General features: G+C 72.4%; 26 protein-coding genes. 14 read left to right on the top strand and 12 right to left on the bottom strand.

What is annotated here, in order from left to right:
• Nucleotides 1–1,581: alkaline phosphatase D family protein (locus tag E1287_RS30890; RefSeq protein ID WP_131968796.1), on the top strand; the 1,581-nt coding region annotated here is incomplete at its 5' end.
• Nucleotides 1,582–1,651: 70 nt separating this feature from the next.
• On the opposite strand, the gene E1287_RS30885 is transcribed toward E1287_RS30890, so the two are convergent.
• Entirely contained in the window at nt 1,652–2,743 is a 1,092-nt protein-coding gene (locus tag E1287_RS30885; RefSeq protein ID WP_131968795.1) for an ATP-dependent DNA ligase, read from the bottom strand.
• A 76-nt stretch (nt 2,744–2,819) separates the two neighbouring features.
• Between E1287_RS30885 and E1287_RS30880 the strand changes: the two genes are divergently transcribed.
• Complete coding sequence (locus E1287_RS30880) at nt 2,820–3,521, top strand: dihydrofolate reductase family protein (RefSeq protein WP_131968794.1); 702 nt, start codon at nt 2,820–2,822, stop codon at nt 3,519–3,521.
• On the opposite strand, the gene E1287_RS30875 is transcribed toward E1287_RS30880, so the two are convergent.
• Entirely contained in the window at nt 3,503–4,225 is a 723-nt protein-coding gene (locus E1287_RS30875) for a pyrimidine reductase family protein (RefSeq protein ID WP_131968793.1), read from the bottom strand. The genes E1287_RS30880 and E1287_RS30875 overlap by 19 nt on opposite strands.
• 134 nt (nt 4,226–4,359) lie before the next feature.
• On the opposite strand from E1287_RS30875, the gene E1287_RS30870 reads away from it, so the two are divergent.
• Nucleotides 4,360–4,761, top strand: coding sequence for a hypothetical protein (locus E1287_RS30870; RefSeq protein ID WP_131968792.1), 402 nt, complete (start codon nt 4,360–4,362; stop codon nt 4,759–4,761).
• Here the strand turns inward: E1287_RS30870 and glgX are convergent.
• The 4 genes from glgX to E1287_RS30850 all read right to left on the bottom strand — a co-directional run bounded on the left by glgX (nt 4,758) and on the right by E1287_RS30850 (nt 9,149).
• Nucleotides 4,758–6,851 carry a glycogen debranching protein GlgX gene (gene glgX / locus E1287_RS30865; protein WP_131968791.1) on the bottom strand — a complete coding sequence of 698 codons (2,094 nt, stop codon included), beginning with the start codon at nt 6,849–6,851 and terminating at the stop codon, nt 4,758–4,760. The two genes, E1287_RS30870 and glgX, sit on opposite strands and share 4 nt — an antisense overlap.
• An 89-nt stretch (nt 6,852–6,940) precedes the next feature.
• The gene (locus tag E1287_RS30860) at nt 6,941–7,522 is read right to left on the bottom strand and encodes a GNAT family N-acetyltransferase (protein WP_131968790.1); all 582 of its coding nucleotides are present in this window, start codon (nt 7,520–7,522) and stop codon (nt 6,941–6,943) included.
• Between the two features lie 38 nt (nt 7,523–7,560).
• Complete coding sequence (locus E1287_RS30855) at nt 7,561–8,109, bottom strand: DUF4262 domain-containing protein (RefSeq protein WP_131968789.1); 549 nt, start codon at nt 8,107–8,109, stop codon at nt 7,561–7,563.
• Nucleotides 8,110–8,213: 104 nt separating this feature from the next.
• On the bottom strand, nt 8,214–9,149 hold the full coding sequence (locus E1287_RS30850; protein ID WP_131968788.1) for a hypothetical protein: 936 nt from the start codon (nt 9,147–9,149) through the stop codon (nt 8,214–8,216).
• A gap of 97 nt (nt 9,150–9,246) precedes the next feature.
• On the opposite strand from E1287_RS30850, the gene E1287_RS30845 reads away from it, so the two are divergent.
• The 5 genes from E1287_RS30845 to E1287_RS30825 all read left to right on the top strand — a co-directional run bounded on the left by E1287_RS30845 (nt 9,247) and on the right by E1287_RS30825 (nt 14,408).
• Nucleotides 9,247–10,041, top strand: coding sequence for an SAM-dependent methyltransferase (locus E1287_RS30845; protein ID WP_131968787.1), 795 nt, complete (start codon nt 9,247–9,249; stop codon nt 10,039–10,041).
• Between the two features lie 129 nt (nt 10,042–10,170).
• The gene (locus tag E1287_RS30840; protein ID WP_243719553.1) at nt 10,171–10,971 is read left to right on the top strand and encodes an SAM-dependent methyltransferase; all 801 of its coding nucleotides are present in this window, start codon (nt 10,171–10,173) and stop codon (nt 10,969–10,971) included.
• A complete protein-coding gene (locus tag E1287_RS30835; RefSeq protein WP_243719552.1) occupies nt 10,968–11,966 on the top strand; it encodes a sugar ABC transporter substrate-binding protein in 999 nt (332 codons plus the stop codon). Before E1287_RS30840 ends, E1287_RS30835 begins: the two co-directional genes overlap by 4 nt.
• Nucleotides 11,967–11,970: 4 nt before the next feature.
• Nucleotides 11,971–13,455: a sugar ABC transporter ATP-binding protein gene (locus tag E1287_RS30830; RefSeq protein WP_131968785.1), complete on the top strand. Its 1,485-nt coding sequence runs from the start codon at nt 11,971–11,973 to the stop codon at nt 13,453–13,455.
• Complete coding sequence (locus E1287_RS30825; RefSeq protein WP_131968784.1) at nt 13,452–14,408, top strand: ABC transporter permease; 957 nt, start codon at nt 13,452–13,454, stop codon at nt 14,406–14,408. Before E1287_RS30830 ends, E1287_RS30825 begins: the two co-directional genes overlap by 4 nt.
• On the opposite strand, the gene E1287_RS30820 is transcribed toward E1287_RS30825, so the two are convergent.
• Nucleotides 14,356–16,002, bottom strand: a complete 1,647-nt coding sequence (locus E1287_RS30820; protein ID WP_131968783.1) for an acyl-CoA dehydrogenase family protein — start codon at nt 16,000–16,002, stop codon at nt 14,356–14,358. The genes E1287_RS30825 and E1287_RS30820 overlap by 53 nt on opposite strands.
• 188 nt (nt 16,003–16,190) lie before the next feature.
• Here E1287_RS30820 and E1287_RS30815 point away from each other — a divergent pair, with 188 nt between their 5' ends.
• Complete coding sequence (locus E1287_RS30815; protein WP_243719551.1) at nt 16,191–16,940, top strand: DUF1707 domain-containing protein; 750 nt, start codon at nt 16,191–16,193, stop codon at nt 16,938–16,940.
• Between the two features lie 228 nt (nt 16,941–17,168).
• On the opposite strand, the gene E1287_RS46430 is transcribed toward E1287_RS30815, so the two are convergent.
• The gene (locus E1287_RS46430) at nt 17,169–17,297 is read right to left on the bottom strand and encodes a hypothetical protein (RefSeq protein WP_279507555.1); all 129 of its coding nucleotides are present in this window, start codon (nt 17,295–17,297) and stop codon (nt 17,169–17,171) included.
• Between the two features lie 188 nt (nt 17,298–17,485).
• Between E1287_RS46430 and E1287_RS30810 the strand changes: the two genes are divergently transcribed.
• On the top strand, nt 17,486–18,808 hold the full coding sequence (locus E1287_RS30810) for a hypothetical protein (RefSeq protein WP_131968782.1): 1,323 nt from the start codon (nt 17,486–17,488) through the stop codon (nt 18,806–18,808).
• Between the two features lie 89 nt (nt 18,809–18,897).
• Here the strand turns inward: E1287_RS30810 and E1287_RS30805 are convergent, their stop codons facing one another.
• Genes E1287_RS30805 through E1287_RS30790 form a run of 4 tightly spaced genes read right to left on the bottom strand, consistent with a single transcriptional unit; the run spans nt 18,898 to nt 22,224 of the window.
• Nucleotides 18,898–19,671 (bottom strand): sirohydrochlorin chelatase, encoded by a 774-nt coding sequence (locus E1287_RS30805; RefSeq protein WP_243719550.1) that lies wholly within the window; start codon nt 19,669–19,671, stop codon nt 18,898–18,900.
• A 14-nt stretch (nt 19,672–19,685) separates the two neighbouring features.
• Complete coding sequence (locus E1287_RS30800) at nt 19,686–20,396, bottom strand: phosphoadenylyl-sulfate reductase (RefSeq protein ID WP_131968780.1); 711 nt, start codon at nt 20,394–20,396, stop codon at nt 19,686–19,688.
• Nucleotides 20,393–20,560 (bottom strand): Insertion element protein, encoded by a 168-nt coding sequence (locus E1287_RS30795; RefSeq protein WP_131968779.1) that lies wholly within the window; start codon nt 20,558–20,560, stop codon nt 20,393–20,395. Before E1287_RS30795 ends, E1287_RS30800 begins: the two co-directional genes overlap by 4 nt.
• The gene (locus E1287_RS30790; protein ID WP_207934565.1) at nt 20,557–22,224 is read right to left on the bottom strand and encodes a nitrite/sulfite reductase; all 1,668 of its coding nucleotides are present in this window, start codon (nt 22,222–22,224) and stop codon (nt 20,557–20,559) included. Before E1287_RS30790 ends, E1287_RS30795 begins: the two co-directional genes overlap by 4 nt.
• A gap of 546 nt (nt 22,225–22,770) precedes the next feature.
• Here E1287_RS30790 and E1287_RS44040 point away from each other — a divergent pair.
• The 4 genes from E1287_RS44040 (at nt 22,771) to E1287_RS30775 (ending at nt 26,031) form a co-directional block, all read left to right on the top strand.
• Complete coding sequence (locus E1287_RS44040) at nt 22,771–22,956, top strand: hypothetical protein (RefSeq protein WP_165969260.1); 186 nt, start codon at nt 22,771–22,773, stop codon at nt 22,954–22,956.
• Nucleotides 22,953–24,188: a YihY/virulence factor BrkB family protein gene (locus E1287_RS30785; RefSeq protein WP_243719549.1), complete on the top strand. Its 1,236-nt coding sequence runs from the start codon at nt 22,953–22,955 to the stop codon at nt 24,186–24,188. Before E1287_RS44040 ends, E1287_RS30785 begins: the two co-directional genes overlap by 4 nt.
• A gap of 39 nt (nt 24,189–24,227) precedes the next feature.
• The gene (locus E1287_RS30780) at nt 24,228–25,214 is read left to right on the top strand and encodes an aryldialkylphosphatase (RefSeq protein WP_131968776.1); all 987 of its coding nucleotides are present in this window, start codon (nt 24,228–24,230) and stop codon (nt 25,212–25,214) included.
• 106 nt (nt 25,215–25,320) lie between these two features.
• A complete protein-coding gene (locus E1287_RS30775) occupies nt 25,321–26,031 on the top strand; it encodes a phosphoribosyltransferase (RefSeq protein ID WP_131968775.1) in 711 nt (236 codons plus the stop codon).
• The last annotated feature ends 33 nt before the right edge of the window (nt 26,032–26,064 follow it).

Raw genomic sequence — 26,064 nt, 5'->3', positions numbered from 1 at the left:
GCCCCACGACCCCGCACCCTCGACGGCGACCCGTTCACCCTCGGCGTCGCGTCCGGCGACCCCGAGCCGGACGGGTTCGTCCTCTGGACCCGGCTGGCCCTCGACCCCCTCGCCGAGGACGGCCTCGGCGGCATGCCGTCCCGGACGGTCCCCGTCGGCTGGGAGGTCGCGTCCGACGAGCGGTTCCGCCGCATCGAGCGCCGCGGCACCGCCGCCGCCCGCGCAGCCTCCGCGCACTCCGTCCACATCGAGCTGAACGGCCTGCGCCCCGGCCGCGAGTACTGGTACCGGTTCCGCGCCGGCAGCCACATTTCCCCGGTCGGACGGACCCGCACCGCCCCCCACCCCGCCACCTACGGGCCCGCGCTCGCGATGGCCTTCGTGTCCTGCTCTCAGTTCGAGCACGGCTACTTCACCGCCTACCGGCGGCTCGCCGAAGAGAACCCCGACCTGATCCTGCACCTCGGCGACTACCAGTACGAGTACAAGAAGGGCGTCTACACCATCCCGGGCGGCAACGTCCGCGACCACGAGGGCCCCGAGACCGTCACGCTGGCGACCTACCGGCAGCGGCACGCCCAGTACAAGTCCGACCGCGACCTGCAGGCCGCGCACCAGGCCGCGCCCTGGCTCGTCGTGTTCGACGACCACGAGGTCGAGAACAACTGGGCCGACGACGTCCCCGAGAACAACTCCGACACCCCGTCGCCCGAGGCGTTCCGCGCCCGCCGCGTGGCCGCCTTCAAGGCGTACTACGAGAACATGCCGCTGCGCCGCCGCTCCATCCCGCGCGGCCCCGACATCCAGGTCTACCGGCGGGTCTCCTGGGGCCGGCTCGCCAGCTTCCACATGCTCGACACCCGCCAGTTCCGCGACGACCAGGCCTGCGGCGACGGCTACAAGGACTGCCCCGACGCGCTCGACCCGAAGCGCTCCATCACCGGCGACCGGCAGGAGCGCTGGCTGCTGGACGGCTTCCGCCGTTCCCGCGCCCAGTGGGACGTCCTCGGCCAGCAGGTGTTCTTCGCGCAGCGCGACAACACCGAAGGGCCCGTCAAGAAGACCTCGATGGACTCCTGGGACGGCTACGCCGCGTCCCGCGACCGGATCACCAAGGGCTGGCTGGACGCCAAGGTCCGCAACCCCGTCGTGCTCACCGGCGACGTCCACGCCCACTGGGCGAGCGACCTGAAGGCCAGTTACGACGACCCCGGCTCCAGGACGGTCGGCTCCGAGCTGGTGTGCTCGTCGATCACCAGCGGCGGCGACGGGGCCGACTCCAACCCCGCCGACCACCCCTTCCTCAAGATCAACCCGCATCTGCGGTTCTACAACAACCAGCGCGGCTACGTCATCACGAAGATCGGCAAGGACGAGCTGAAGGCCGACTTCAAGACGCTCCCGACCGTCCGGACGCACGACGCGAAGGCGTCCGTCAAGGCGACGTTCGTGGTCGAGGACCGTCAGCCCGGCGTCAAGCAGACCTACCTGCGCCCCTACGACGCGCCCAAAGGAGCGCGGACTCAGTCGGCCGACGACCTGATCCGCCAGACCGTCGAGAACGAGACCCAGCGCCCTTGACCATCCCGCACGGGGGGCGGCGCGGCCGGGACGCTCACCACGCGTCCCGGCCGCCCTGCCGCGGGGCCGGTCAGCGGTTGACGCGGGGGCTGGTCGCCTCGCCGGAGAGGATGTCGGCCAAGTCGTACGCGACCGGGATCTCCAGCTGCTCGTAGGTGCACGACTCGGGGGTGCGGTCGGGGCGCCAGTTGCGGAAGCGGGCCGTGTGCCGGAACCGGTCGCCCTCCATCGCCTCGTACGCGACCTCGACCACAAGGTCGGGACGCAGCGGTACCCAGCTGAGGTCCTTCTTGCCCGTCCAGCGGGAGATCGCGCCCGGCATCCGGTCGGCGGTCGCCTCGGACTGGCTCGCCCACTCCGCCCACGGGTGATCGGAGAGGTCCTGCAGCCGGTACGGCTGGAGCTCCTCGACCAGCTCGGCGCGGCGCTTCATCGTGAACGACGCCGCGACCCCCACGTGCTGGAGATGCCCCTTGTCGTTGTAGAGGCCGAGCAGCAGCGACCCCACGATCGGGCCGGACTTGTGCCAGCGGAAGCCCGCCACCACGCAGTCGGCGGTCCGCTCGTGCTTGACCTTGAACAGCACCCGCTTGTCGGGCTGGTACGGGACGTCGCGCGGCTTGGCGATGACGCCGTCCAGCCCGGCGCCCTCGAACTCGTCGAACCAGCGCAGCGCCAGCTCGTAGGAGTCGGAGGCGGGCGTCACATGGATCGGCGCGCTCACCCCGGCCAGCGTGTCGACGAGCCGCTGCCGCCGCTCGCCGAGCGGCGTCTCCATCAGCGACTCGTCGCCGAGCGCCAGCAGATCGAACGCGATGAACGACGCCGGGGTCTGCTCCGACAGCAGCTTGATCCGCGACGCGGCCGGATGGATCCGCTGCTGGAGGACCTCGAAGTCGAGGCGCGTCCCCTGCGGCACCACGATCTCGCCGTCGACCACGCACCGCTCGGGCAGCTCGCGCTTCACCGCCTCGACCAGCTCGGGGAAGTACCGGGTCAGCGGCCGCTCGCCCCGGCTCGACAGCTCCACCTCGTCGCCGTCGCGGAACACGACGCAGCGGAAGCCGTCCCACTTCGGCTCGTACAGCAGGTCGCCCTTGGGCATGGTCTTGACCGCCTTGGCCAGCATCGGCGACAGCGGCGGACTGATCGGCAGGTCCATCCCCCTATAGTGCGCCCCCGGACCGACAAAAGGACAAGGCGGGGGCCGGAAAAGGCCGTCCGATAACCTGCAGGTCATGCGCCGTCTGCTGCCCGGACCACCCGCCGACGGCATCGATCCGTACGACGCCTACCGCGCCGCGCCGGGCCTGCGGCTCGGCATGGTGATGAGCGTGGACGGCTCCGTCACCGACGCCGAAGGCTGGACGGACGCGCTCGGCGGCGACGCCGACTTCCGCGTCTTCCGGACGCTGCGAGCCCTCGCCGACGCGATCCTCGTGGGCGCCGCGACCGTCCGGACGGGACGTCTCGGACCGGCCCGCCTACGCCGCGATCTGCGCGCGCGCCGCGGTGGGCCGCCCGCGCCCATCGTCGTGGTCAGCCGATCCGCCGACCTCGACTGGACGCTCCCGCTGTTCACCGAGGCCGAGACACCGACCGTCGTCGTCACATCGCGCGCCGCTCGAAAGCGCGTTCCGAGCGCGATCCAGGTGGTCGCCGAAGGGGAGGACGACGTCGACCTGCCCGCCGCCGTCCGGGTGCTCCGCGAAGGGCTCGGGCATGAGCATCTGCTCTGCGAAGGGGGCCCGGCACTGGCTACCGCGCTGATCCGTGTGTCCCTTGTCGACGAGTTGTGCCTCAACATCGCCCCGACGCTTCTCGGCAGCGCCCGCCATACCCGGCTTCTGCACGGCCTGGACGCCGAGGTGCCGCTCGACCCGGCGGCCCTCTACCTGGACGAAGGGGTGCTCTTCGTCCGCTACCGGCTGCGGACGTAGCGGAGGAAGAGGAAGTCGTCGTCCTGCAGCGCGTGGGCGAGGGACAGCTCCGGCGGGACGGGCACCGGCGGCCCGTTCAGGATCCGCGTCGGATGCCCGGCGAGGAGGAGCGGGCTCAGGGTGAGGCACAGCTCGTCCAGCAGCCCGGCCGCCACCACCTGCGCGAGGACGCCCGGGCCGCCTTCGCAGAGGAGGCGCCGGTGGCCGCGCGCCGCGAGCGCCTCGACGGCGGCGGCGAAGTCGAGCGAGTCCGTCCCGGCGATGATCACGTCGGCGCGCTCCCGCGCCGCCTCCAGCCGCGCCGGGTCGGCGGTCGCGGTCGCCAGCACGATCGTCCGGGTCTTGGCCGCGGTGAAGATCGGCGCGTCGAAGTCCAGGTCGAGGGTGCGGGAGACGATCGCCAGCGGCGGGACCGGCGGCCGCCCGTCCCGGACGCCGTCCCAGCCCTCGCTCGGCTCGACGGGCCCGTAGCCCTCGGCGCGCACCGTGTTGGCGCCGACGATGACGACGTCGGCCAGCCCGCGCAGCAGCAGGAACAGGTGCTGGTCGGCGGGGTTGCCGAGGCCGCCGCTGCGCTCGTCGCGCTGGGCCGCGCCGTCCAGGCTGGCGACCATGTTGGCCCGCAGCCAGGCGCCGCCGCCGGGCGGGTAGGCGTAGCGCTCGGCGAGGTCGACGTCGCCCGTGTCCGGGATGAGGGCTCGCATAGGACGCCAAGCTACTGCACGCCGATGCTGACCGTCTGTGCGCCAATCTGCACGAATCCGTCATGGCGGGCCCGCGAAAGGGCGACACTGGGGCCGGGGGACGGGGTTTGAGAATTGCATGGAAGGAGCCGGGGGTGGAGTTCGCCGCGCTCGCCGCGTGGATACTCGCCGCCGTGGCGGGCGGTTATCTGCTGATCATCTGGATGGCGCACGGGGGAGCCTCGACGAAGGTGACGCGCTTTCCGATCCTGGTCGTCGTCGGCCATCCGCTGGCCGCCGTCGCCGGTCTCGTCATATGGATCGTCTATCTGGCCACCGACCGCGCCGCTTACGCCTGGGGGGCGTTCGGCGCGCTGCTGGTCGTCATCCTCCAGGGGTTCATGCTGTTCACCCGCTGGCTCGTCGGCCGCGGCGGCCGCCACGCCCGCGGCGCGGAGCAGGCGTTCCCGGCCGCCGCCGTGGCCGTCCACGGCGGCGTGGCGGTGACGACGTTCGTCCTCGTCTTCCTCACCGCGATGGAGCTCACCGGGACCTAGGGGATCCGGCGGAGGACGGTCAGCGAGCGGTCGGTGAGGGGGACGGTGTCGCGGGCCTTGACGCGGGGACGCTCGCCCGCGGTGCCGGGTTCGGCGGTGTCGAGGGCGAACTCCCAGCGCTCGCCGTACTCGCCGCCGGGGAGCGTGAACTCGACGGGTTCGGCGCCCGCGTTGATCAGCAGGAGGAACGAGTCGTCGCGGACGCGGCGCCCGCGCGGGTCGGGCTCGGTGATGGCGTCGCCGTTGAGGAACACGCCGAGGGACTTGGCGAACCCGACGTTCCAGTCCTCGTCGGTCATGCTCTCGCCGGCCGGGGTCAGCCACGCGATGTCGGCCGCCGCGCCGGTGCCCGTCCCGGTGAAGAAGCGGCGGCGGCGGAACACCGGGTGGTCGCGCCGCAGCCGCGACAGGATCCGGACGAACTCCGTGTCGTCGGAGTCCTCCCAGCGGACCCAGGAGATCTCGTTGTCCTGGCAGTAGGCGTTGTTGTTGCCCTTCTGCGTGCGGCCCAGCTCGTCGCCGTGGGACAGCATCGGCACGCCCTGGGACAGGAAGAGCGTCGCCAGGAAGTTGCGGCGCTGCCTGGCGCGCAGGTCGAGGACGGCGGGATCGCGGGTCGGGCCCTCGACGCCGCAGTTCCACGACCGGTTGTCGTCGGTGCCGTCGCGGTTGTCCTCGCCGTTGGCGTCGTTGTGCTTGTGGTCGTAGGAGACGAGGTCGGTCAGCGTGAACCCGTCGTGGCAGGTGACGAAGTTGATGGACGCGAACGGCCGCCGCGCGCTGTGCTCGTACAGGTCGGACGAGCCGGTCAGCCGGGACGCGAACTCCGGCATCGTCGCGTACGAGCCGCGCCAGAAGTCGCGGACCGTGTCGCGGTACTTGCCGTTCCACTCCGTCCACAGCGGCGGGAAGTTGCCGACCTGGTAGCCGCCCTCGCCGACGTCCCACGGCTCGGCGATCAGCTTCACCTGCGACACGACCGGGTCCTGCTGGACGAGGTCGAAGAACGTCGCGAGCCGGTCGACGTCGTGCAGCTCGCGGGCCAGCGCGGACGCCAGGTCGAAGCGGAACCCGTCGACGTGCATCTCCAGGATCCAGTAGCGCAGCGAGTCCATGATGAGCTGCAGCGCGTGCGGGTTGCGGACGTTCAGCGAGTTGCCGCAGCCGGTGTAGTCGAGGTGGTAGCGCTTGTCGTCGTCGCGGAGCCGGTAATAGGACGCGTTGTCGATGCCGCGGAACGACAGCGTCGGCCCGAGGTGGTCGCCTTCGGCGGTGTGGTTGTAGACGACGTCCAGGATGACCTCGATGCCCGCCTCGTGCAGGGCGCGGACCATCGCCTTGAACTCCAGCACCTGCTCCCCGCGCTGCCCGGACGACCCGTAGGCGTTGTGCGGCGCGAAGAACCCGATCGTGTTGTAGCCCCAGTAGTTGCCGAGCCCCCGCGCCACCAGCGCGTGCTCCGGGATCGACTGGTGCACCGGCATCAGCTCCACGGCCGTCACGCCGAGGTCGAGCAGATGGTCGATCATCACCGGATGCGCGAGGCCCGCGTACGTGCCGCGCTGCTCGTCCGGGATGCCGGGGTGCAGCTTCGTCAGGCCCTTGACGTGCGCCTCGTAGATGACGCTCTCGTGGTAGGGGACGCGCGGCGGCCGGTCGTCCGCCCAGTCGAAGAACGGGTTGATGACGACGTTCTTCGGCATGTACGGGGCGCTGTCGTCCTCGTTCAGGACGTCGGGGTCGGCGAACCGGTACGAGAACAGCGACTCGTGCCAGCGGACCTCCCCCTCGACGGCCTTGCCGTACGGGTCGAGCAGCAGCTTGGCCGGGTTGCAGCGGTGGCCCTCGCGCGGGTCGAACGGCCCGTGCACGCGGTACCCGTACCGCTGCCCGGGGCCGATGCCCGGCAGGTAGCCGTGCCAGACGAACCCGTCCACCTCGGGGAGGGCCAGCCGCGTCTCGTCGCCGTCGGCGTCGAACAGGCACAGCTCGACGCGGTGCGCCACCTCGGAGAACAGCGCGAAGTTCGTGCCCGTGCCGTCCCAGGTGGCGCCCAGCGGATAGGGGTCCCCGGGCCAAACCTCCCGCATGCGCTCCAACTCCTCGACCGGTTCGTCCTGGCACGTCGATTGTGGCCTACCCGGTCCCGGCCTGCGCACCACGAGGCGTCATCAGAGTGTCACGGAGCCGGGTGCGGGAGGCGCCAGACGGTTTCGCCGTCGTCGGTGGTCTCGGAGGTCGGCCGCAGGCCGAGCCTGGCCGCGACGGCGGCGGACGGCCGGTTGTCCGGGTGGACGGTCGCGACGACGTCGCGGACGCCGTGCGCCAGCAGCCAGTCCAGCAGCGCGCGGGCGGCCTCGGTCGCGAACCCGAACCCCTGGTACGGCATCCCGATGACCCAGGCCACGGACGCGATGCGGCGCGGCGGCCCGGGCGTCACGGTCGACCCGGCGGACGCGGGCGTCACCGTGAAGCCGGGCGGCGCGGGCGCGACGGTCGCCTGGACGTACCCGATCGCCTGCCCGTCGCGGACGCGCCGGACGATCCAGTTCAGCCAGTACTCCTGGTGGTAGGGCGCGGGCCCGGCGACGAGGTGCTCGTAGCGGGCGCGCAGCTCGTCCAGCGTGAGGGGCTCGCCGCCGATGTGGCGGTGCAGGCGCGGATCGTCCAGGACGGGCGCCATCTCGTCGGCGTGATGGACGGCCAGCGGCTCCAGGACGAGGCGCTGGGTCCGGATCGGCTCGGAGAGCGTCCCGTACACTCCGCCGATCGTATGCCCACGGCGCCCGGCGGGGCCGGTCAGAGCCGCCGTGTCCAGACACCGCGCGCGTGCTGCTTCGGGGTGAGCCACAGCCACGGCTGCGAGTGGCGGAACGGCAGATCGGTGCCGGGCTGCCAGGGGAACAGGCCCTCCGGGTTCGGCCAGAGGACCTGCAGCATCGGCAGCGGGGGACGCCGGTAGAACGCCACGGCGCCGCCGAACAGGCCGTCGTACCAGCGCGGGTCGACCTCGCGGAACGCGGCGGGCTGCCCGCGGACGACGCCGTCGCGGCGGTCGCCGTCGGCCGGGGCGCGCCCGTCGGCGGTCTGCCGGCCGAGCGTGTTGAGCGACTCCTCCATCTCGTACACGTCGCCGCCGAACATGGCGAGCTCGGGCGCGCCGTGGCTGTGCCACAGGCCGATCGTGTACGCCCAGCCGGGCCCGGCGTCGTCGGGATGGACGAGGACGACGCTCCACCCGTACTCCGTGATGTGCACGATGGTGCGGAGCTGGAAGTTGTCCAAGCGGTCGCGGTCACCGTAGTCATTGCAGATGACACAGGTGCACGTGGAGCGGCCGTCGGACATGACCTTCAGTTTACGATCTGTCGACGGTCGGTATTCCCGTCCTCCAGCCCCCACCCACCGCCAATCAACGGACGAGCTCCGCTCGACGCCTCCCGGGGATCGGGTCACCAGAACACTCCCGTGTCGCGCGGCCTGGCCTCGTGGCCTGCGGGGACGTCCGGCCGGGTGAGGCCGCGGACGGCCACGGCCGCCAGCAGCATCGCGGCGGGCAGCCCGAGCGGCACGGCCGCGAGCGGCACGACGGCGGCGACCTCCAGCGCCGTCCCGCCGAGCAGGCCCGCGACGCCGAGGTTGTCGCCCTGCCGCCCGGTCGGCAGGACGACCGCGGCGAGCGCGGCGGCGACGGCGGCGCCCGCGGCCGGGAGCGCGAAGATCCGGCGCCGGACGAAGAACCCCAGCGCAACGCCCGCCGCGCCGAGCACCGGCAGAGCGAGCACGCCGAGCCAGCGCACCGGGCTGGGACGCATCTCGACGCTCAGCACCGGCGCCGGGCCGTCCGGGCGCAGCCGCCAGGTCCGGTCGCCGGACGGTCTCCCGTCCGTCCGCACCGTGGACGGCACGGACGGCAGCCGCAGCTGCACGGACGTGTCGCGGAACCCTCGCGCGCGGAGCAGCCGCGCCGCGCCGGCCGTGTCGATCCGCAGGGAGGCGTCGCGTCCCGTCCGGTAGGCGCGGTCGATCTCGGCACTCGCGAACGACAGGCCGCGATCGTCCTCGGTACGCACCCGGACGCCCCGCGCGCCGGGGAACGCCGCTTCGGCGAGCCGCCGGGCCAGGGCGCGGACTTCGGCGTCCGACCGCAGCCGTCCCGCCGCGTACAGGTCGAGGAACGCGTCCCCTTCGGGCAGGACGTCGATGCGGAACCAGGCCCGCTGCGGCGGCGCGGGCCCGCCTCTGCCGTCGCGGCCGCCGGCGCATCCGGCGAGCACGGCGACCGCCAGCAGCACCGCGCCGAGCGCGGCGAGCCGTCGAACCGACACCGCGGGCCTCCGATGCTGGACGGACTGGTCGCCGTCCAGCCTGACCGGATGAGGTCGCACCCGCGTCTCGTTCCGGTGTCGGTGGGTTCTCCTAAGGGAGGCGGCTTCGCCGGAGCCAGTACGTTGACCGGCACACCCCCCGAGGAAAGGGAGATTCATGGCCGACCGCGACGTGGTGGATCCCTCCGCCGTCGACGCCGACGTCCCGCACGCTGCGCGGATCTGGAACTACTGGATGGGCGGCAAGGACAACTACGCGGCCGACCGCGCCGCCGGCGACGCGGTGGCCGAGGTGTACCCGCAGATCGTCACGATGGCGCGGCAGTCGCGGCGGTTCCTCATCCGCGCCGTGGAGTTCCTCGCGCGCGAACGCGGCGTCCGCCAGTTCATCGACATCGGGACGGGGCTGCCGACCATGCAGAACACGCACGAGGTCGCGCAGGGCGTCGCGCCCGAGTCCAAGATCGTGTACGTCGACAACGACCCGCTGGTGCTCGTGCACGCCCGCGCATTGCTCGGCAGCACCACCGCGGAGGGGACGACCACGTACGTGCACGCCGACTACCACGACCCGGACCGGATCGTCGCCGAGGCCGGGAAGGTCGTGGACTTCCGCGAGCCCGTGGCGGTGATGTTCATGGGCGTGCTCGGCTATGAGCCCGACCTGGCCGTGGTGCGCTCCATCGTCGGGCGGGTGATGGACGCGACGCCGTCCGGCAGCCACCTGGTGATGTGGGACGGGACCGACACCGGCGCGGAGGTCGTCGAGGGCGCGGAGAAGCTCGTCGAGAGCGGCGGCGTCCCGTACATCCTGCGCGCGCCCGAGCAGCTCGCGCGGTGCTTCGAGGGGCTGGAGCTCGCCGAGCCGGGGCTCGTCCCGATCACCGAGTGGCGGCCGGACGGGGACGCCCCGTCCGTCGACGCCTACGGCGCGGTCGGCCGAAAGCCCTGACCGAAATTCGCGAATGAGGCCGCCGGAAACCGGGAAATCCGGATGATCAAGGCTCGGTTATGCCTTTGCGATCTCCGCGGTCCATACTCGGCGCTTGTCAGGTGACAATCGCCGTGTAAGGGGCCATTGGTGGCAGAAGAGGAATTCACGCCGTACGACTTCGACGTGGACACTCCCAACGCCGCCCGGATGTACGACTACTACCTGGGCGGCAAGGACAACTACCCGGCCGACCGGGAGGCCGCCGAGAAGATCATGGCGCTGGGGCCGAGCCGGGACATCTGCGTCGCCAACCGCCGGTTCCTCGGCCGCGCCGTCCGGCTCGCCGCCCGGGAGGGGATCAGGCAGTTTCTCGACCTCGGCACCGGGCTGCCGACCCGGGAGAACGTGCACGAGGTCGCCCAGCGGGAGGCCCCCGGCGCACACGTCGTCTACGTCGACTACGACCCCGTCGTGCTGGCCCACGCCCGCGCGCTCAAGGCCATCGACGCGACGACGACCGTCGTCCAGGAGGACGTCCGCAAACCGCGCGAGATCCTCGACCACCCCGAGGTGCTGGGGCTGATCGACTTCTCGGAGCCGGTCGCCGTGCTGTTCGTCGCCGTCCTGCACTGCCTGACCGACGACGAGGACCCGTGGGGCGTCGTCCGGACGTTCGCCGAGCGGATGGCGCCGGGCAGCCACCTGATCGTGTCGCATCTGACCGACGACGCCCATCCGGACGTGGGCGCGGCGGCCAGGGAGGTCTACGACGCCGCCACCGCGCCCCTGATCCACCGCGGCCACGCCGCGATCTCCAGGTTCTTCGACGGGTTCGAGGTGCTGGAACCGGGCGTCACCGCGGTCAACGAATGGCGGCCCGAGGGTGACCTGGACCGGGAGCGTCCCGGCGGGGAATGGTTCTACGTGGGAGTGGGGCGGAAACCGTGAGAAGGCTGAGCACGGTCGTCGCGGCGGGTCTCGTCCTCGCGCTCGCGGCTTGTACGGATTCGGACGACGGCGGCGGCTCCGGCCCGTCCGGGGACGCCAAGAGCATCGCGTTCTTCGGGTTCGCGAAGGCCAACTCGTTCTCGCAGGCCACCTTCGAGGGCGTGAAGGAGCAGGCGGCGAAGGAGGGCGGGAAGGCGGAGTTCTTCGACTCCGGCTTCGACGCGCAGACGCAGCTCCGCCAGCTCCAGGACGCGATCACGTCCAAGCGGTTCGGCGTGTTCGTGCTGCAGGCCAACGACGGCACCGCCGTCGTGCCCGCCGTGCGCCAGGCCGTCCGGAGCGGGATCGCGGTCGTCGTCCAGTTCACGCCCGTCGGGACGCGCTACGACACCGCCGAGCCGCAGGTGCCGGGCGTGATCTCGCTGGTGGACGTCCCGGTGCAGAACGGCAGGCAGCTCGGCGTCCTCGGCGTCGGCGCCTGCCAGGCGAGCAAGGCCAAGCCCTGCAAGGTCGCCTACCTGGAGGGCCTGAAGACGCTGCCGCTCGACAACGCGCGCACGAAGGCGGTCGTCGACTCGCTGAAGGCCGCGAAGGACGTGGAGGTCGTCGCGCAGGTCGAGGGCGGCTACACCCGCGACTCCGGCCGCAAGGCGATGCAGGACCTGCTCCAGGCCCACCCCGACGTCGACGTCGTCATCGGGTCGTCGCAGGCCCTGTTCGGCGCCGAGGGCGTCGCGAAGGGCAAGGACGTCCTGTACGTCGGCAACGGCGCGTCCCGGCAGGCGGTGACCGCCGTCCGCGAGGGCCGCTGGTTCGGCATCCCGTACCTGCCGGTCCGGACCGCCGGGGCCAAGGCCGCCGAGCTGGGGCTGGCGAAGGCGAGCGGCAAGAACGTCCCGGTGACGACCGAGATCTCGTCCCTCGCGCCGAACGGGGGAACGCTCACCAAGGACCTGATCGTCTCGTCCGGGGTCACCGGCGAGTACGACGAGTAGCGGCGTGGACGTCGCGCTCGAAGGCATCCGCAAGAGCTACGGCGGGATCACCGTCCTGCACGACGTCTCGCTGACCCTGCGCGGCGGGCGCGTGCACGGCCTCGTCGGCGAGAACGGCGCGGGGAAGAGCACGCTGGCGCGCGTCCTGTGCGGCGCCGTGCGGGCCGACTCCGGGCGCGTCGCCGTGGACGGAGCGCCCGCCGCCGTCCGCTCGCCGCGCGACGCGCTGCGGCGCGGGCTCGCGCTCGTCACCCAGGAAGGCGCGATCGTCCCTGGCCTCAGCGTGGCCGACAACGTCTTCCTCGGCCTGGGGCCGGGGCGGCGGCGCGGGCTCCGCGACCCGGCGGGGGACCGCCGCCGCCTCGCCGCCCTCCTCGACCGGACGGGGTTCGCGCTGGATCCGTCCGCCCGCGCGGGCGACCTGCCGCTCGTGCACCGCCAGCAGATCGAGATCCTGCGCGCCCTGGCCCGCGGCGCGCGCCTGATCGCCCTCGACGAGCCGACCGCGCTGCTGCCGGGGCCCGCCGCCGAGCGCCTGCTCCGCCTGGCCCGCGACCTCGCCGAGCGCGACGGCATCGCGGTCGTGCTCATCTCGCACCGGCTGGGCGAGGTCCTCGGCTCCTGCGACACGGTCACCGTCCTGCGGGACGGACGGCACGTCACCACCGCGCCCGCCGCCGGCCTGACGGCCCCCGACCTGCTGCGCGCCATGGTCGGGCGTCCCGTCGAGATGCTGTATCCCGAGCCCGCGCCCGTTCCGGACGGCGCGCCCGTCGTGCTGGCGGTGCGCGGCCTGTCGCGCGGGAACGCGGTGCGCGGCGTCAGCCTGGACGTGCGCGCGGGGGAGATCGTCGGGCTGGCCGGGCTCGTCGGCAGCGGCCGGACGGAGACGCTGCGGCTCGTCTTCGGCGCCGACCGCCCGGACGGCGGCGAGGTCACGATCACGGGCCGCCGCGTCACGGGCAGGGGCCCGTCCCAGGCGATGGCCCTCGGCGCCGGGCTGGTGCCGGAGTCGCGGGCCGACCAGGGGCTCGTCCTCGTCCGGTCCGCCGCCGAGAACCTGGCGCTGGCCAGCCTGCCGGAACGGCGCCGCCTCGGGTTCGTGCGGCGCCGCCCGGAGGGCCGCGCCGTGGGGGACGCGGCGGAGACGCTCGGCATCCGGGGCGCGGGGCTCGGCCGTCCCGCGTGGACGCTGTCCGGCGGCAACCAGCAGAAGTCGGTGTTCGGCAAGTGGCTCGTCCGGTCGCCGCGCGTCCTGCTGGTGGACGAGCCGACCCGCGGCGTCGACGTGGCCGCCAAGGTCCAGATCCACCGGCTGATCGCCGGCCTGGCCGCGCGGGGCGTGGCCGTGCTCATGGCGTCCTCGGAGGTCGAGGAGGTGCTCGGGCTCGCGCACCGCGTCCTGGTGATGCGGGACGGCGGCGTCGCGGGCGAGTTCCCGAGGGGCGCGAGCGCCGAGGACGTCCTCGCGGCGGCGGGCCTGCGATGAGGTACGCGGCCGTCCGTGATCATGGGATCGTCGTGGCGCTCGTCGGTCTCGCCGTCGCGCTGTCCCTGTCGACCGGTACGTTCCTGACGAAGGGGAACCTGGTCAACGTGCTCGACCAGGCCGTCGTCGTCGGCCTGCTGGCGTGCGGCATGACGCTGTGCATCGTCTGCGGCGTGTTCGACCTGTCGGTGAGCGCCGTGCTGGCGGTCAGCGCGGTCGTCGCCGTCCTGGTCACCCAGTCCGCCGGGGTGCCCGCCGGATACGCGGCGGGCGTCGCGACCGGCACCCTGATGGGCACGGTCACCGGGCTCGTCGTCGCGCTGTCGCGCGTGCACTCCTTCATCGCGACGCTGGCGCTCAGCATCGTCTACCGGGGCCTCGCGGTCGTGATCACCGGAGGCGCCATCGTGTACCCGCAGGCCGCCCGGCTCGACGCGTTCCAGGCGCTGAGCCTGCCGACCGTGCTCGGCGGGATCACCGTCCCGACGCTGGTCCTCGCGGGCGTCGCCGCCGCCTGCTGGGTGCTGCTCGCCGCGACGACGTTCGGCCGGGCCGTCTACGCCGTCGGCGGCAACGCCGAGGCGGCGCGGCTGTCGGGGGTCAGGATCGCGCCCGTCCGGGTCGCCGTGTTCGCCGTCAGCGGCGCCTGCGCCGGGACGGCCGGGCTCGTCATGGCGACCCGCGCCGGCTCCGCCCAGGCCGGTCTCGGCTCCCTCCTCGAACTGACCGCGATCGCCGCGGTCGTCATCGGCGGGACGAGCATCCTCGGCGGCGAGGGCGCCGTGTGGCGCTGCCTCGCCGGGGTGCTGATCCTGACGCTCATCTCCAACGGGTTCAACCTGCTCGGCTGGGACCCCACCTACAAGCAGGTGATCGAGGGCCTGCTCATCCTGGCCGCCGTCACCCTCGACCGCCTGCTCCGCCGGACGGCTTCGGGATCGCCCGCTCGATGACCGCGCCGAAGTCCACGCCCGCGGGCAGGGTGCCGAACGCGCGGCCGTGGTCGCCCGCCAGGCGCGTCGCGCAGAACGCGTCCGCGACGGCCGGGTGACCGTACCTGACCAGCAGCGATCCCTGGAGCGTGAGCGCCAGCCGCTCGACGATCCGGCGCGCCCTGAGCTCGATCGTCGCGGTGTCGGCGAGCGTGTCCTTGACGTCCCGGACGGCCGCGTCCAGCCGCGCGTCGCCGCCGGACGCCGCCTCGATCTCCGCGAACAGCGCCTCGACCGTCTGCGGCTCCTTCGCCATGGCGCGCAGCACGTCCAGCGCGGCGACGTTGCCCGAGCCCTCCCAGATCGAGTTCAGCGGCGACTCGCGGAAGAGGCGCGGCATGCCCGACTCCTCCACGTAGCCGTTGCCGCCCAGGCATTCGAGCGCCTCGGCGGCGTGCCCGGGCCACCGCTTGCAGATCCAGTACTTGCTCGCGGCCAGCCCGAGCCGCTTGAACGCCGTCTCGGCCTCGTCGCCGCGCACCGACCGGTCGGTGGCGCCCGCGAGCCGCAGCATCGTGATCGTGGCCGCCTCCGACTCGATCGCGAGGTCGGCGAGGACGTTGCGCATCAGCGGCTGGTCGATCAGGTACCCGCCGAACGCCCTGCGGTGCGCCGCGTGGTGGACGGCGGCCGTCACGCCGTGCCGCATCCCGGACGCCGCGCCGATCACGCAGTCCAGCCGGGTCATGTTCACCATCTCGATGATCGTGCGGACGCCGCGGCCCTCGTCCCCGACCCGCCACGCGACCGCGTTCTCGTACTCCACCTCGGCGGACGCGTTGGACCTGTTGCCGAGCTTGTCCTTGAGCCGCATCAGCCGCAGCGGATTCAGCGCGCCGTCCGGCAGGACGCGGGGGACGAGGAAGCACGTGAGCCCCTCCGGCGCCTGCGCCAGCGTCAGGAACACGTCGCACATCGGGGCGCTGGTGAACCACTTGTGGCCGGTGAGCCGGTACATCCCGTCCGGCTGGGGCGCGGCCTGCGTGGAGTTGGCGCGGACGTCCGACCCGCCCTGCTTCTCCGTCATCGACATCCCGGCGAGCAGCGCGTTCTTCGTGAGCGGCGCGCGCAGGCCGAAGTCGTACTCCCGCCTGGCCAGAAGCGGCTCGTATTGCGCCGCCAGCTCGGGGGACCGCCGCAGCGCCGGGACGGCCGCGTACGTCATCGAAACCGGGCAGCCGTGGCCCGCGTCCACCCGCCAGGTGTAGAACTTGGCGGCCCGCGCGACGTGCGCGCCCTCGCGTGGATCGGTCCACGCCGAGCCGTGCAGCCCGTGCGTCACCGCGACCGTCATCAGCTCGTGCCACGCCGGATGGAACTCGACCTCGTCGACCCGGTTCCCGTACCGGTCGTGGGTGCGCAGGACGGGCGGGTGCTCGTTCGCGAGACGTCCCAGCTCCTGCGCCCGCCCGGCGCCCGCCAGCCGGCCGAGCTCGCGCACCTCGGCCTCCGCCCACCCGGCGCCCTCCCGCGCCAGCCCGTCCAGCAGGACGGCGTCGTCGGACACGTCGTGCCCGGCGAGCGGGGGAACCTGATTGACCACCTCGTGCGTCACCCCTGCCACTCCCAACGTCCCTGCCGCACCCGGCGTTCACGCCCTTGTCACGCACGATACAGAACCCCGTTCGGGCAAGGATCGATCATGCCGGTAGGCTGGTCCGGCGTCCATCCTCCTGAAGTGGTGGGGCGATCTCGTCCGCGCGGCGGATTGCCCACGGTCACCGGGGGCATACCTTCGGAATCATGAGTCAGTCCAGTCCGCAGCCGGAGCGGCCGTCCCCGAGCCGCCCGCGGGACGGGCGGCAGGACCTGCACCCCGACCGGCCCGCCACCGAGCCCCGTGACGAGATCACGGCGGCTCCCGGCGCGATCCGCGTGCCCGCGGCGACCCCGTCGCCCGAGGCGATACGCGCGTCCGACGCCGAGCGGGAGGCCGTCGTCGAGCGGCTGCGGATCGCCTCCGTCGAGGGACGGCTCACCTTCGAGGAGCTCACCGAGCGGACCGAGGCCGCCTACGCCGCCGTCACCCGCGGCGACCTGGAGGACATCACCGCCGACCTGCCCGGCATGGGCGCGCCCGGCGCCAACCCCGCGCCGCTCCAGGTCAAGCGCAAGTTCAGCGCCATCATGGGCGACTGCAAGGAACGCATCGTCGGCCGCATCGACGGCCCGCTGGAGGCCGTCTCGGTGATGGGCGACGTCGAGCTCGACCTGCGCGGCGCCCAGGTCCCCGCCGGCGAGGTCAGCGTCACCGCGCACGCCGTGATGGGCGACATCAAGATCATCGTGCCGGACGGCGTCCGGGTCGAGGTGACCGGCCACAACTTCCTCGGCGGCCGCAAGATCGCCGTCCGCGACCCGCTGCCCGGCGCCCGCGTCCCCGTCGTCCGCGTCACCGCGCACGCCGTGATGGGCGACGTCAAGATCGTCGACGACGCGCACCACGCCCCCGTCCGCCGCGCCATCGCCTCCTGGTGGCGCGACCGCACCTGACCGCCGGCCGCCGCCCGCGCACGCGCGGGTCCCGCGCGGGTGGCGCGTAGACCGCCCGGAAGGTACAATCGGCTTGCGGCAGCGTTCGCGCTGCCTCACCAGTCTGAGTTGACCAGTCCGCGTCTTAGTCCTGCAGTCGCAGTCGAGCAGTCGCAGTCCTGAGTCCCAGTCTTGAGTTTCTCCAGTCATCAGTCGTCAGTCGCAAGTCTGCGTCGCAGTCCTCCAGTTTCACAGTTCTCGTCTGAAGTCGAAGTCCGCCAGGAAGTCGCCGTCCCAGTTCGAGTCGCCCGAGAACGACACGTTAGAGGCGATGATGGACCGAGAGACCGAGTTCCTGATCTGTGCGGTGGTGCTCACCGGAACAGCCTTGACAGCGACGATCTTTCCCGCGCAGACCGTGAGTCTGCTGCTGGGCGTCAGCGTCGGCGCTTTCCTGAAGTGGGCCCTCCTTAAGCGGGGCTAGCCAACTGGCGGCCCGCTCACTTTACTTCCGCTGGGGACCTCACTCTTCGATGATGAGGTCCCCAGCGTAAACGGAGGACGAGATGTACAGGCTCATTGATCTGACGCGCGCGCATGCGGGAACCGAAGGCGCGATACTGGAGGCGTTCAACGCCGCCCATGACGGACCGCCGCCCACGGCGGTCGAATACATCGCGGTGCCGGGCCAGGCCCGGCCGGACGGGACCGACGGCCATATCTGGACCGAACTCCCCGGGACGGTCGACGACGCGGCCGTCACGGCCGCCGTCCACGAACGGGTCGGAAAGGCGCACGAATCCGGCGTCGAAATCTCGGTGGCGTCGTTCCGGGGAAGCGTGAAGAGCGTCGTGGAGATGCTCGACACCATCCACGGCGGCGTCGAATTCATCCATCTGGGGACCTTCGCGCCCCCCACGACCGGCGGCGAACGCCTCGACTGGGACGACGCCTGGATGAAACGCGAAGACGCGGTCAACACGCTGGTCCACGCGATAGGCGCGTCGTCCGGGCAGTCGCGGATGACCGACCTGCGAAAGCACCTCTCCGCGCGCGACCCCCGGTTCAGGAAGCAGGCCGGGACGTTCACGGCCCGTCCGAAGTTCATGTCCACGCTGGTCTCCCTGGCCGAGGAGCGCGGCCTGGTGGCCGTCGTCCCCACCGGCACCGGGGACAACAATCCGCAGATCGCCCTCACCGCCGCCGGATATTCGCGCCTCGCCCCGGCGTCCCCCGTTTCCCCCTCGGATGCTTCCGCCTCTTCCGCGCCGCTCGCGCCCGTCCCCGCGGCCGGCCACGAGCCCCGTTCGCTTTCGCACCTGTGCGTGGACGTGCTGAGGCAGAACAACATGGGGCCGTTCCAGGAATTGCGCCAGGACATCTACCGCGAGCTCGAACGGCTGGTCGAGGAGAAGTCCCGGACGGCGGACCAGCTCATCAGGGACGCCGTGCACGCCGTCCGGGACAAGAGCCAGGACGCGCCCAGCAAGTCGGGCAAGAAGTTCCCCTGGAGCCGGATCAGGGCCTTCCTCACGCGGCTGACGCGGCAGTTGCCGGTGTTCCTGAGCGGCGGCACGCCGGTGGCGGTCTCGCTCGGCAACAATGGGACCGTGGTGGACGGGCTCGCCGACGACTGGTGGCAGATGCTCGACGGCGAGCTGATCTGCTTCGTCCTCGGCAAGGGCGTCGCGATCACCCAGTACGACTACGAGGAGCTCGCCGGCGCCCTCTACAACAGCCGCTCCACCGCGTCCTACGACAAGGTGCAGGAGGTCGTCGACCACCTCGCCCGCGTCGGCCGGATCACCGAGGCGCCCGACGACGTGATGAGGATCGTGCTGGTGGCCCCGCCCATGACCCACGACGGCTCGCCGCCGCCGGGCGGCTGACCCGGCCTCATCGGCTGTACGGAAGTGCCGGGCTTCGGCGGAGCAAGCGCGCCGAGGCCCGGCCGCGCTTGTTGGACGCCGGTGCCCTGTCAGACCGCGGCGGCCGTGCGGGACGTCTCCAGGGCCTCGTCGTAACGGCGGACGATCAGCTCGGCGACCTCCGGCGCCGCGCCCAGCACCGGCGAGACCGCGAAGGCTCCGGCGGCGAGGGACTCCGTCCGGACCTTGTCGGCGAAGTAGCCCGGGGCCAGGAAGTACGACGCCACCGCCACCCGGGGAGCGCCCGCGTCGAGCAGCGCCGCGACCGCCTCGGAAGGAGCCGGACGGGCCGCCGACGCGTACGCCGGGACCACGTCACGCCAGCCGCGCGCCCGCCACTCGCGCGCCAGCCGCGCGATGGTGGCGTTCGCGGACCCGTCGCTGGAGCCCGCCGAGACCAGCACGACGGCCGTGTCCGGATCGCCGGCGGCGACGCCCGCGTCGGCGAGGCGGCGCTCCAGCGCGTCCATGAGCAGCGGATGCGGGCCGAGCGTGCCGGCGGTGCGCAGGCGCAGCCGCGGATGCAGGCCGCGCACCCGGTTCAGCACGCCCGGGATGTCGGTCTTGCTGTGGTAGGCGGCCGTGAGAAGCAGCGGCAGCACGACCGCCGCGCCGGCGCCCTCCCGGGCGAGGCCGTCCAGGACGCGGTCGGGCGCGGGCGCCGCGTGGTCCAGGAACGAGGCGTGCACGGGCACGTCCGGGCGGCGGGCCCGGACGGCGTCGAGCAGGCGGGCGACGGTCGCTGCGGCGCGCGGGTCGCGGCTGCCGTGCGCCACCGCCACCATCGGCCGGGTCGCGGGGTTCGCAAAGCTCACAGTGCTCATAGGGCTCATAGGGCTCACAGGTGGATGCCGCATTCGGTCTTGCCCATCCCGGCCCAGCGGCCGCTGCGCGGGTCCTCGCCGGGCGCGACCGGACGGGTGCACGGCGCGCAGCCGATCGAGGGATAGCCGTCGTAGTGCAGCGGGTTGACGAGCACCCCGTTGTCCTCGATGTAGTTGTCCATCTCCTCCTGCGTCCAGTCGAGGATCGGGTTCACCTTGACCATGCCGCGCTTGCGGTCCCACTCGACGACCCGCCGGTCGCGCCGGCTCGCGGTCTCGGCCCGGCGGATGCCGCTGAACCACGCCATGTAGCCCTCCAGCGCGCGGCCGAGCGGCTCCACCTTCCGCAGGTGGCAGCACAGGTCGGGGTTGCGGCCGAACAGCCGCGGGCCGAGCGCGGCCTCCTGCTCCTCCACCGTCCGGGACGGGGTGACGTTGATGACGTTCACCGGGTAGACGGCCTCTACGGCGTCCCGCGTCCCGACCGTCTCGGCGAAGTGGTAGCCGGTGTCGACGAACAGCACGTCGATGCCCGGCTTCACCTTCGACACCAGATGGATCAGCGCCGCGTCCGACATGGACGAGGTGAGGCAGATGCGGTCGCCGAACGTCGCGACGGCCCAGCGGATGACCTCCAGCGTGGGCGCGCCCTCCAGCGCCGCGGCCGCCGACTCGACGATGTCTTCGAGGTCAAGGGTCGGTCTGTCGGTCTCCAGAAGCGTCACCGAGGGTTCTCCTTGCTCGCGGTGCGGGGAGCTCCGACACCGAGGAACTTCAACGTGAAGGAACGGACGCAGTCGGGGCAGAACCAGGACCCCTGCTCTTCGCGGGGTTCGAGGCTCTCCTCGCCGCAGTAGGGGCAGTAGAACGGCGCCATGCGCTCGCTCACTTGAGGTCCGCCTCCTCCGCGCGGTGCACCCAGCCGGCGAACGTCTCGCCGTCCGTGCGCTGCTCGTCGAACTTGCGGACGACCCTCTCGATGTAGTCGGTCAGCCCGGCCGAGGTGGTCTTCAGCCCGCGGACCTTCTTGCCGAAGGACGCGCCGAGCTGCCCGCCCAGGTGGATCTGGAAGCCCTCGACCTGGTCGCCGTTCTCGTCCACGACGAGCTGGCCCTTCAGGCCGATGTCGGCGACCTGGATGCGGGCGCACGCGTTGGGGCAGCCGTTGACGTTGATGGTGAGCGGCTGGTCGAAGTCTGGGAGCCGCTTCTCCAGCTCGTCGATCAGGTCCATCGACCGCTGCTTGGTGTCGACGATCGCGAGCTTGCAGTACTCGATGCCCGTGCACGCCATCGTCTGCCGGCGGAACGTCGACGGACGCGCGTGCAGGTCGTGCCTCGCCAGCTCCTCGACGAGCGCCTCGGTGTTCTCCTCCGGGACGTCCAGGATCACCATCTTCTGCTCGTTGGTCGTCCGCACCCGGCCGGAGCCGTAGCGGTCGGCGAGCCCGCCGATGACGCCCAGCATCTCGCCGCTGACCCGGCCGACGCGCGGCGCGAACCCGACGTAGAAGCCGCCGTCCCGCTGCGGGTGGACGCCGACGTGGTCGCGGCGCGGGAGCGGGGCGGCGGGCTCGGGGCCGTCCGGCAGCGCGTACCCGAGGTACTCCTTCTCCAGCACCTCGCGGAACTTCGCGGCGCCCCAGTCCTTCAGCAGGAACTTCAGCCGGGCGCGGCTGCGCAGCCGCCGGTACCCGTAGTCGCGGAAGATCGAGGTGACGCCGTGCCACACCTCGGTGGCCTGCGCGGGCTTGACGAACACGCCGAGGCTCTGCGCGAACATCGGGTTCGTGGACAGCCCGCCGCCGACGAACAGCTGGTAGCCGGTCTCACCGGCCTCGTTCACCACGCCGACGAACGCGATGTCGTTGATCTCGTGGACGGTGCAGTGCGCCGTGCAGCCGGACATCGCCGTCTTGAACTTGCGCGGCAGGTTGGAGAACTCCGGGGAGCCGATGTACCTGTCGTGGATGTCGCGGAGCTGCGGCGTCGCGTCGATGACCTCGTCGGCCGCGATCCCGGCGAGCGGGCAGCCGATGATGACGCGCGGGACGTCCCCGCACGCCTCCATCGTGTGCAGCCCGACCGCTTCGAGCGCCTCCCAGATCGCCGGGACGTCCTCGATCCGCACCCAGTGCAGCTGGACGTTCTGCCGGTCGGTGATGTCGGCGGTGCCGCGGGCGTACCGGGTGGAGACGTCCGCGATCGTGCGCAGCTGCGGGCCGCTCAGCTGCCCGCCGTCGATCCGCACCCGCATCATGAAGTAGCGGTCTTCGAGCTCCTCGTCCTCCAGCGCCCCGGTCTTGCCGCCGTCGATGCCGGGCTTGCGCTGCGTGTACAGGCCCATCCAGCGGAACCGGCCGCGCAGGTCGGCGGGGTCGATCGAGTCGAAGCCGGTCTTGGAGTAGATGTCGATGATGCGGCGGCGGACGTTGAGGCCGTCGTCGTTCTTCTTGTTCTCTTCGTTCTTGTTGAGAGGTTCGTGGTAGCCCAGGGCCCACTGGCCCTCGGCCTTCTTGCGCTTGATCGCGGGTGGCACGGCGCGCGTCCTCATCTGTGGTGTGAGGGACGCGTAGCGCACCGGCAGTCATGGGCAGCCGGCTCGACGCTGAGCTGGGTGGAGTCAGGTGTGACGCCGATGCACCACGCGCCCGGCTGAGCAGGGGCGTGGTCGGAGCGTCACCGACAGATCGCGCTGCGGACGCGGAGGAAGTCGACGTGCCGGCGCTTGGCCAGCAGCGGGTCCGCGGCAGTCATACCTGAACTTTGACACGCGCTCTCGCGGGCTGTCCAGTCACGTCCGGCACGCGGACGGGTGAGATGTGTCATCCCTGGCGCCTCCAGTTCACCGGAGGCTCCGCATCGTCGCTGGTCTCTCCGCCGGTCTCGGGAGGCCCGCCGGCACGTTCCGCCGGGCCCCGCTGATGCTGGCAGTCGCACCAGGACCCGCCACGGCACTCCTCGTGGCGGCGCTCTCGGCACGACTCACAGATCACGCCTTCCATTGTCACCGATGAATGACAGTGCTCGAGCGGAGCTCGTCCGTTGACTGGTGGCGGGTGGGGGCTGGAGGACGGTGCCCTGGCCGTTGGAGACGATCATGGTCGAGGTGACGTTCCGGGCCGTCAAAGCGGGTATGGGCAAGAGGATGCGCGGGGAACTGGAGCCAGGCCTTCGAGATGACGTGGCGGGGGAGGCGGTCGGAACGCGACGCGCGGAGCGGATCACTGAGATGGGTGATGCGGCATGTTCCGGACGCGTAACGCTCTACGGTGGGGTGGTGTGACCACCGTCTCCGACCCAGCGGGCGTCCCCCCGGCCGGGGACTCCGACTCCGATCCCGGTTCGGACGCCCCGGACGCGCCCAACGTCCTGGAAGCCCCGGACAGCCCGGACGCTCCGGATTCCGGCGATCGTGACCGTAACGGCGACAGTGAGCGCGAGGAGCGTGAGCGCCCCGCGTCCGCGCCTGCACGCGTCCGGGCGGGGGTGGCGGCGTCCGGGCGGGTCGGCTGGACGCTGATCAAGGGCACCGCGGTGGGCGCGTTCCGCTACCGGGTGACCGGCCTGGCCGCCGAGGCCGCGTTCTTCGCGCTGCTGTCGCTGCCGCCGCTGGTGATCGGGCTGATCGGCACGATGGGCCACTTCCGCGGCACGATCGGGCCCGAGACCATCGCCGACATCAGGACCTGGGTGATCGAGCACGCCCAGCAGGTGCTCACCGGCCCGGCGGTCGAGACCGCCGTGGAACCGCTGCTCAACGAGGTGATCGAGGGCGGCGGCGCCGACATCGTGTCGGTCAGCTTCCTGATCTCGCTGTGGGCTGGCTCGCGGGCGACGAACGTCTACGTCGACACGATCACCATCGCGTACGGGCTGTCCGGCATCCGCGGCGTGATCCGCACCCGGCTGCGCGCGTTCTTCCTCTACCTGATCGGCCTGCTGATCCTGCTGATCGTCATCCCGCTGCTGGTGGCCGGGCCCACGCTGGTGCGGGAGGTGCTGCCGGAGAGCGCCGAGGCCGTCCAGCTGCTGTACTGGCCGGTCGTGGTGAGCCTGTCGATCGTCTTCCTGGCGACCCTGTACCACGTCAGCGTCCCGGTGCGGACGGCCTGGTCGCGGGCGGTGCCGGGCGCGGCGCTCGCGCTGCTGATCTGGATCGTCGGCAGCATCACGCTCCGGATCTACCTCGCGGGCTCGCTGAGCGGCGTGTCGGTGTACGGGTCGCTGGCCGCCGCGATCGCGGTGCTGGCCTGGCTGTACGTCGCGGCGCTCGCGGTACTGATCGGGGCGACGCTGAACGCCGAGATCGACCGGCTGTGGCCGAGCGAGATCACCGCGCGGGCGCGGGCCGAGCTGGCGGCCAAGGCCGCGAACGCCGCCAACGGGAACGGCGCTCCGGACGCCGACCCGGAGGCCGAACAGGAGGCCGATCCGGAAGCCGACCCGGAGGCGCGGACGGAACCCGGCCGAGAGCCGGACACCGATGTCGCCGAAGGTAAAAACAGGGCCCATTAGGGTCTTGAAAAGGTCAAACATGTCGTAGCCTCGCGTGACATGACCCCCCGACAGGACACCGGTCGGCTCCGCACCGTGACCGGCACGATCCCGACGTCCGAGATCACCGGGCCGGTGCTGTCCCACGAGCACCTGCAGATGGACCTGCGCTGGCCCGCGCGTCCCCAGCTGGTGGAGTCCGACCCGGGCCGGTGGCTGGACGAGGAGAAGGCCGTCCAGCGGGAGCTCGCCGCCCTGCGCCGCGAGCACGGCCTCGGCCTCGTCGTCGACCTGACGTGCTCCGGCATGGGGCGCAACGCCGCCGCGCTCGCCCGGATCAGCGCCGGGGCGCGGGTCGCGGTCGTCGCCGGGACGGGCGTGTTCACCGAGCCGTTCCACCCGTCGTTCGTCCGCGAGGCCCTGCAGGCGGGCGAGGCGCCGGACGGGCGCACGGGCGTCGAGCGGCTCGCCGAGCGGCTCCTCGCCGAGGTCGGCTTCGGCATGGACGGGACCAACTCGCTGCCCGGCGTCATCGGCGAGATCGGCACGTGGGGCGAGGCGCCGACGGAGGCGGAGGAGCTGTGCCTGCGCGCCGCCGCGCGGGCCGCCCGCTACTCGGGGCTGTCCGTGGCGACCTATGGCCGCGCCGGGCTCGCGCAGCTGGAGATCCTGACGGGCGCCGGGCTGGCCCCGGGCCGCGTCGCCGTCGGCCAGCAGGACCGGGTGGACGACCCCGGCCAGCACCGCAAGATCGCCGAGTCGGGCGCGTACGTGTCGTTCGGGACGCTCGGCCTCGCCGGCGACGACCACGCGGCGATCGGCGCCCGCGTCCGCTGCGTGATGGACCTGCTGGAGGCCGGGCACGCGTCCCGGGTGCTGCTGAGCACCGGCGTGTCCCGGATGGCGCAGATCACCCGGTACGGCGGCGGGGGATTCGGCTACCTCTTCGACACGTTCCTGCCCGCGCTGCGCGCCGCCGGCGCGGACGAGGCGACCCTCGACGCCGTCCTCCGCGACAACCCGCTGCGCTGGCTCACCGGCGCCTGACGATCAGCCGGGCGTCCATCTGGGCATATATGCCCGTATAGGACCGTGTGCGCGCCTGTAACGGCCGCGTGAGTGGGTAGGGGTGACCCCGGAAGGGGGTGCGCCGATGTCCTGGAAGAGACCCGCACGCGACCGTGACGACGTCCAGCAGGGCGAGACCGTCCGGCTCCCCTACGCCGACCGCACGGAGGCGGGCCGGGTGCTCGCCGAGCGGCTCGTCCCGCTGGGGCTGGACGGCGCGGCCGTCCTCGCGCTGCCGCGGGGCGGCGTCCCCGTCGGGCACGAGATCGCCCGGCGGCTCGGGTCCCCGCTCGACGTCCTGGTGACCCGCAAGATCGGATACCCGCCGCAGCCGGAGCTCGGGGTCGGGGCGATCGCCGAGGGCGGCTCGCCGGTGTTCGACGGCGACCTGCTGCAACGGCTCGGGCTCCGCGAGGACGACCTGGCCGCGACCGTGGCGGCCGAGCGCGCCGAGCTGGAGCGCCGGGTGGCGGCCTACCGGCGCGGGCGGCCGCTGCCGGAGACGTCCGGGCGGCCGGTGATCGTCGTGGACGACGGCCTCGCCACGGGCGGCACCGCTCGCGCCGCCGTCCGGGCGCTGCGCGAGCGCGGGCCGTCCCGGCTGGTCCTGGCGGTGCCGGTGGGCGCCGCGGAGACCGTCCGCGACCTGGAGTCCGAGGTGGACGACATGGTGGTGCCGGCCGCGCCGTGGGAGTTCCGCGCGGTCGGCCAGTGGTACCGCGACTTCGACCAGCTCACCGACGACGATGTGATCGCCTGGCTGGACCGGGCGGCGGAGGCCGGAACCACGGGCTGAGGCTCCGGGCGAGACCGGGGGGGCGGGCTGAGG

This window comes from Actinomadura sp. KC06, assembly GCF_004348735.1.
Lineage (GTDB): Bacteria > Actinomycetota > Actinomycetes > Streptosporangiales > Streptosporangiaceae > Spirillospora.
The sequence above is the reverse complement of the archived record's forward strand: the minus strand, read 5'-3'. Positions and strand labels throughout refer to the sequence as shown.

Bases quoted from the DNA above. Each gene is read 5' to 3' on its own strand.
- E1287_RS30790 (WP_207934565.1), bottom strand. From the start codon at position 22,224: ATGAGGACGCGCGCCGTGCCACCCGCGATCAAGCGCAAGAAGGCCGAG.
- E1287_RS30815 (WP_243719551.1), top strand. From the start codon at position 16,191: ATGAGTCAGTCCAGTCCGCAGCCGGAGCGGCCGTCCCCGAGCCGCCCG.
- E1287_RS30810 (WP_131968782.1), top strand. From the start codon at position 17,486: ATGTACAGGCTCATTGATCTGACGCGCGCGCATGCGGGAACCGAAGGC.
- E1287_RS30880 (WP_131968794.1), top strand. From the start codon at position 2,820: ATGCGCCGTCTGCTGCCCGGACCACCCGCCGACGGCATCGATCCGTAC.
- E1287_RS30775 (WP_131968775.1), top strand. From the start codon at position 25,321: ATGTCCTGGAAGAGACCCGCACGCGACCGTGACGACGTCCAGCAGGGC.
- E1287_RS30875 (WP_131968793.1), bottom strand. From the start codon at position 4,225: ATGCGAGCCCTCATCCCGGACACGGGCGACGTCGACCTCGCCGAGCGC.
- E1287_RS30855 (WP_131968789.1), bottom strand. From the start codon at position 8,109: ATGTCCGACGGCCGCTCCACGTGCACCTGTGTCATCTGCAATGACTAC.
- E1287_RS30845 (WP_131968787.1), top strand. From the start codon at position 9,247: ATGGCCGACCGCGACGTGGTGGATCCCTCCGCCGTCGACGCCGACGTC.
- E1287_RS30780 (WP_131968776.1), top strand. From the start codon at position 24,228: ATGACCCCCCGACAGGACACCGGTCGGCTCCGCACCGTGACCGGCACG.
- E1287_RS44040 (WP_165969260.1), top strand. From the start codon at position 22,771: ATGGTCGAGGTGACGTTCCGGGCCGTCAAAGCGGGTATGGGCAAGAGG.
- E1287_RS30805 (WP_243719550.1), bottom strand. From the start codon at position 19,671: ATGAGCACTGTGAGCTTTGCGAACCCCGCGACCCGGCCGATGGTGGCG.
- glgX (WP_131968791.1), bottom strand. From the start codon at position 6,851: ATGCGGGAGGTTTGGCCCGGGGACCCCTATCCGCTGGGCGCCACCTGG.
- E1287_RS30825 (WP_131968784.1), top strand. From the start codon at position 13,452: ATGAGGTACGCGGCCGTCCGTGATCATGGGATCGTCGTGGCGCTCGTC.
- E1287_RS30885 (WP_131968795.1), bottom strand. From the start codon at position 2,743: ATGGACCTGCCGATCAGTCCGCCGCTGTCGCCGATGCTGGCCAAGGCG.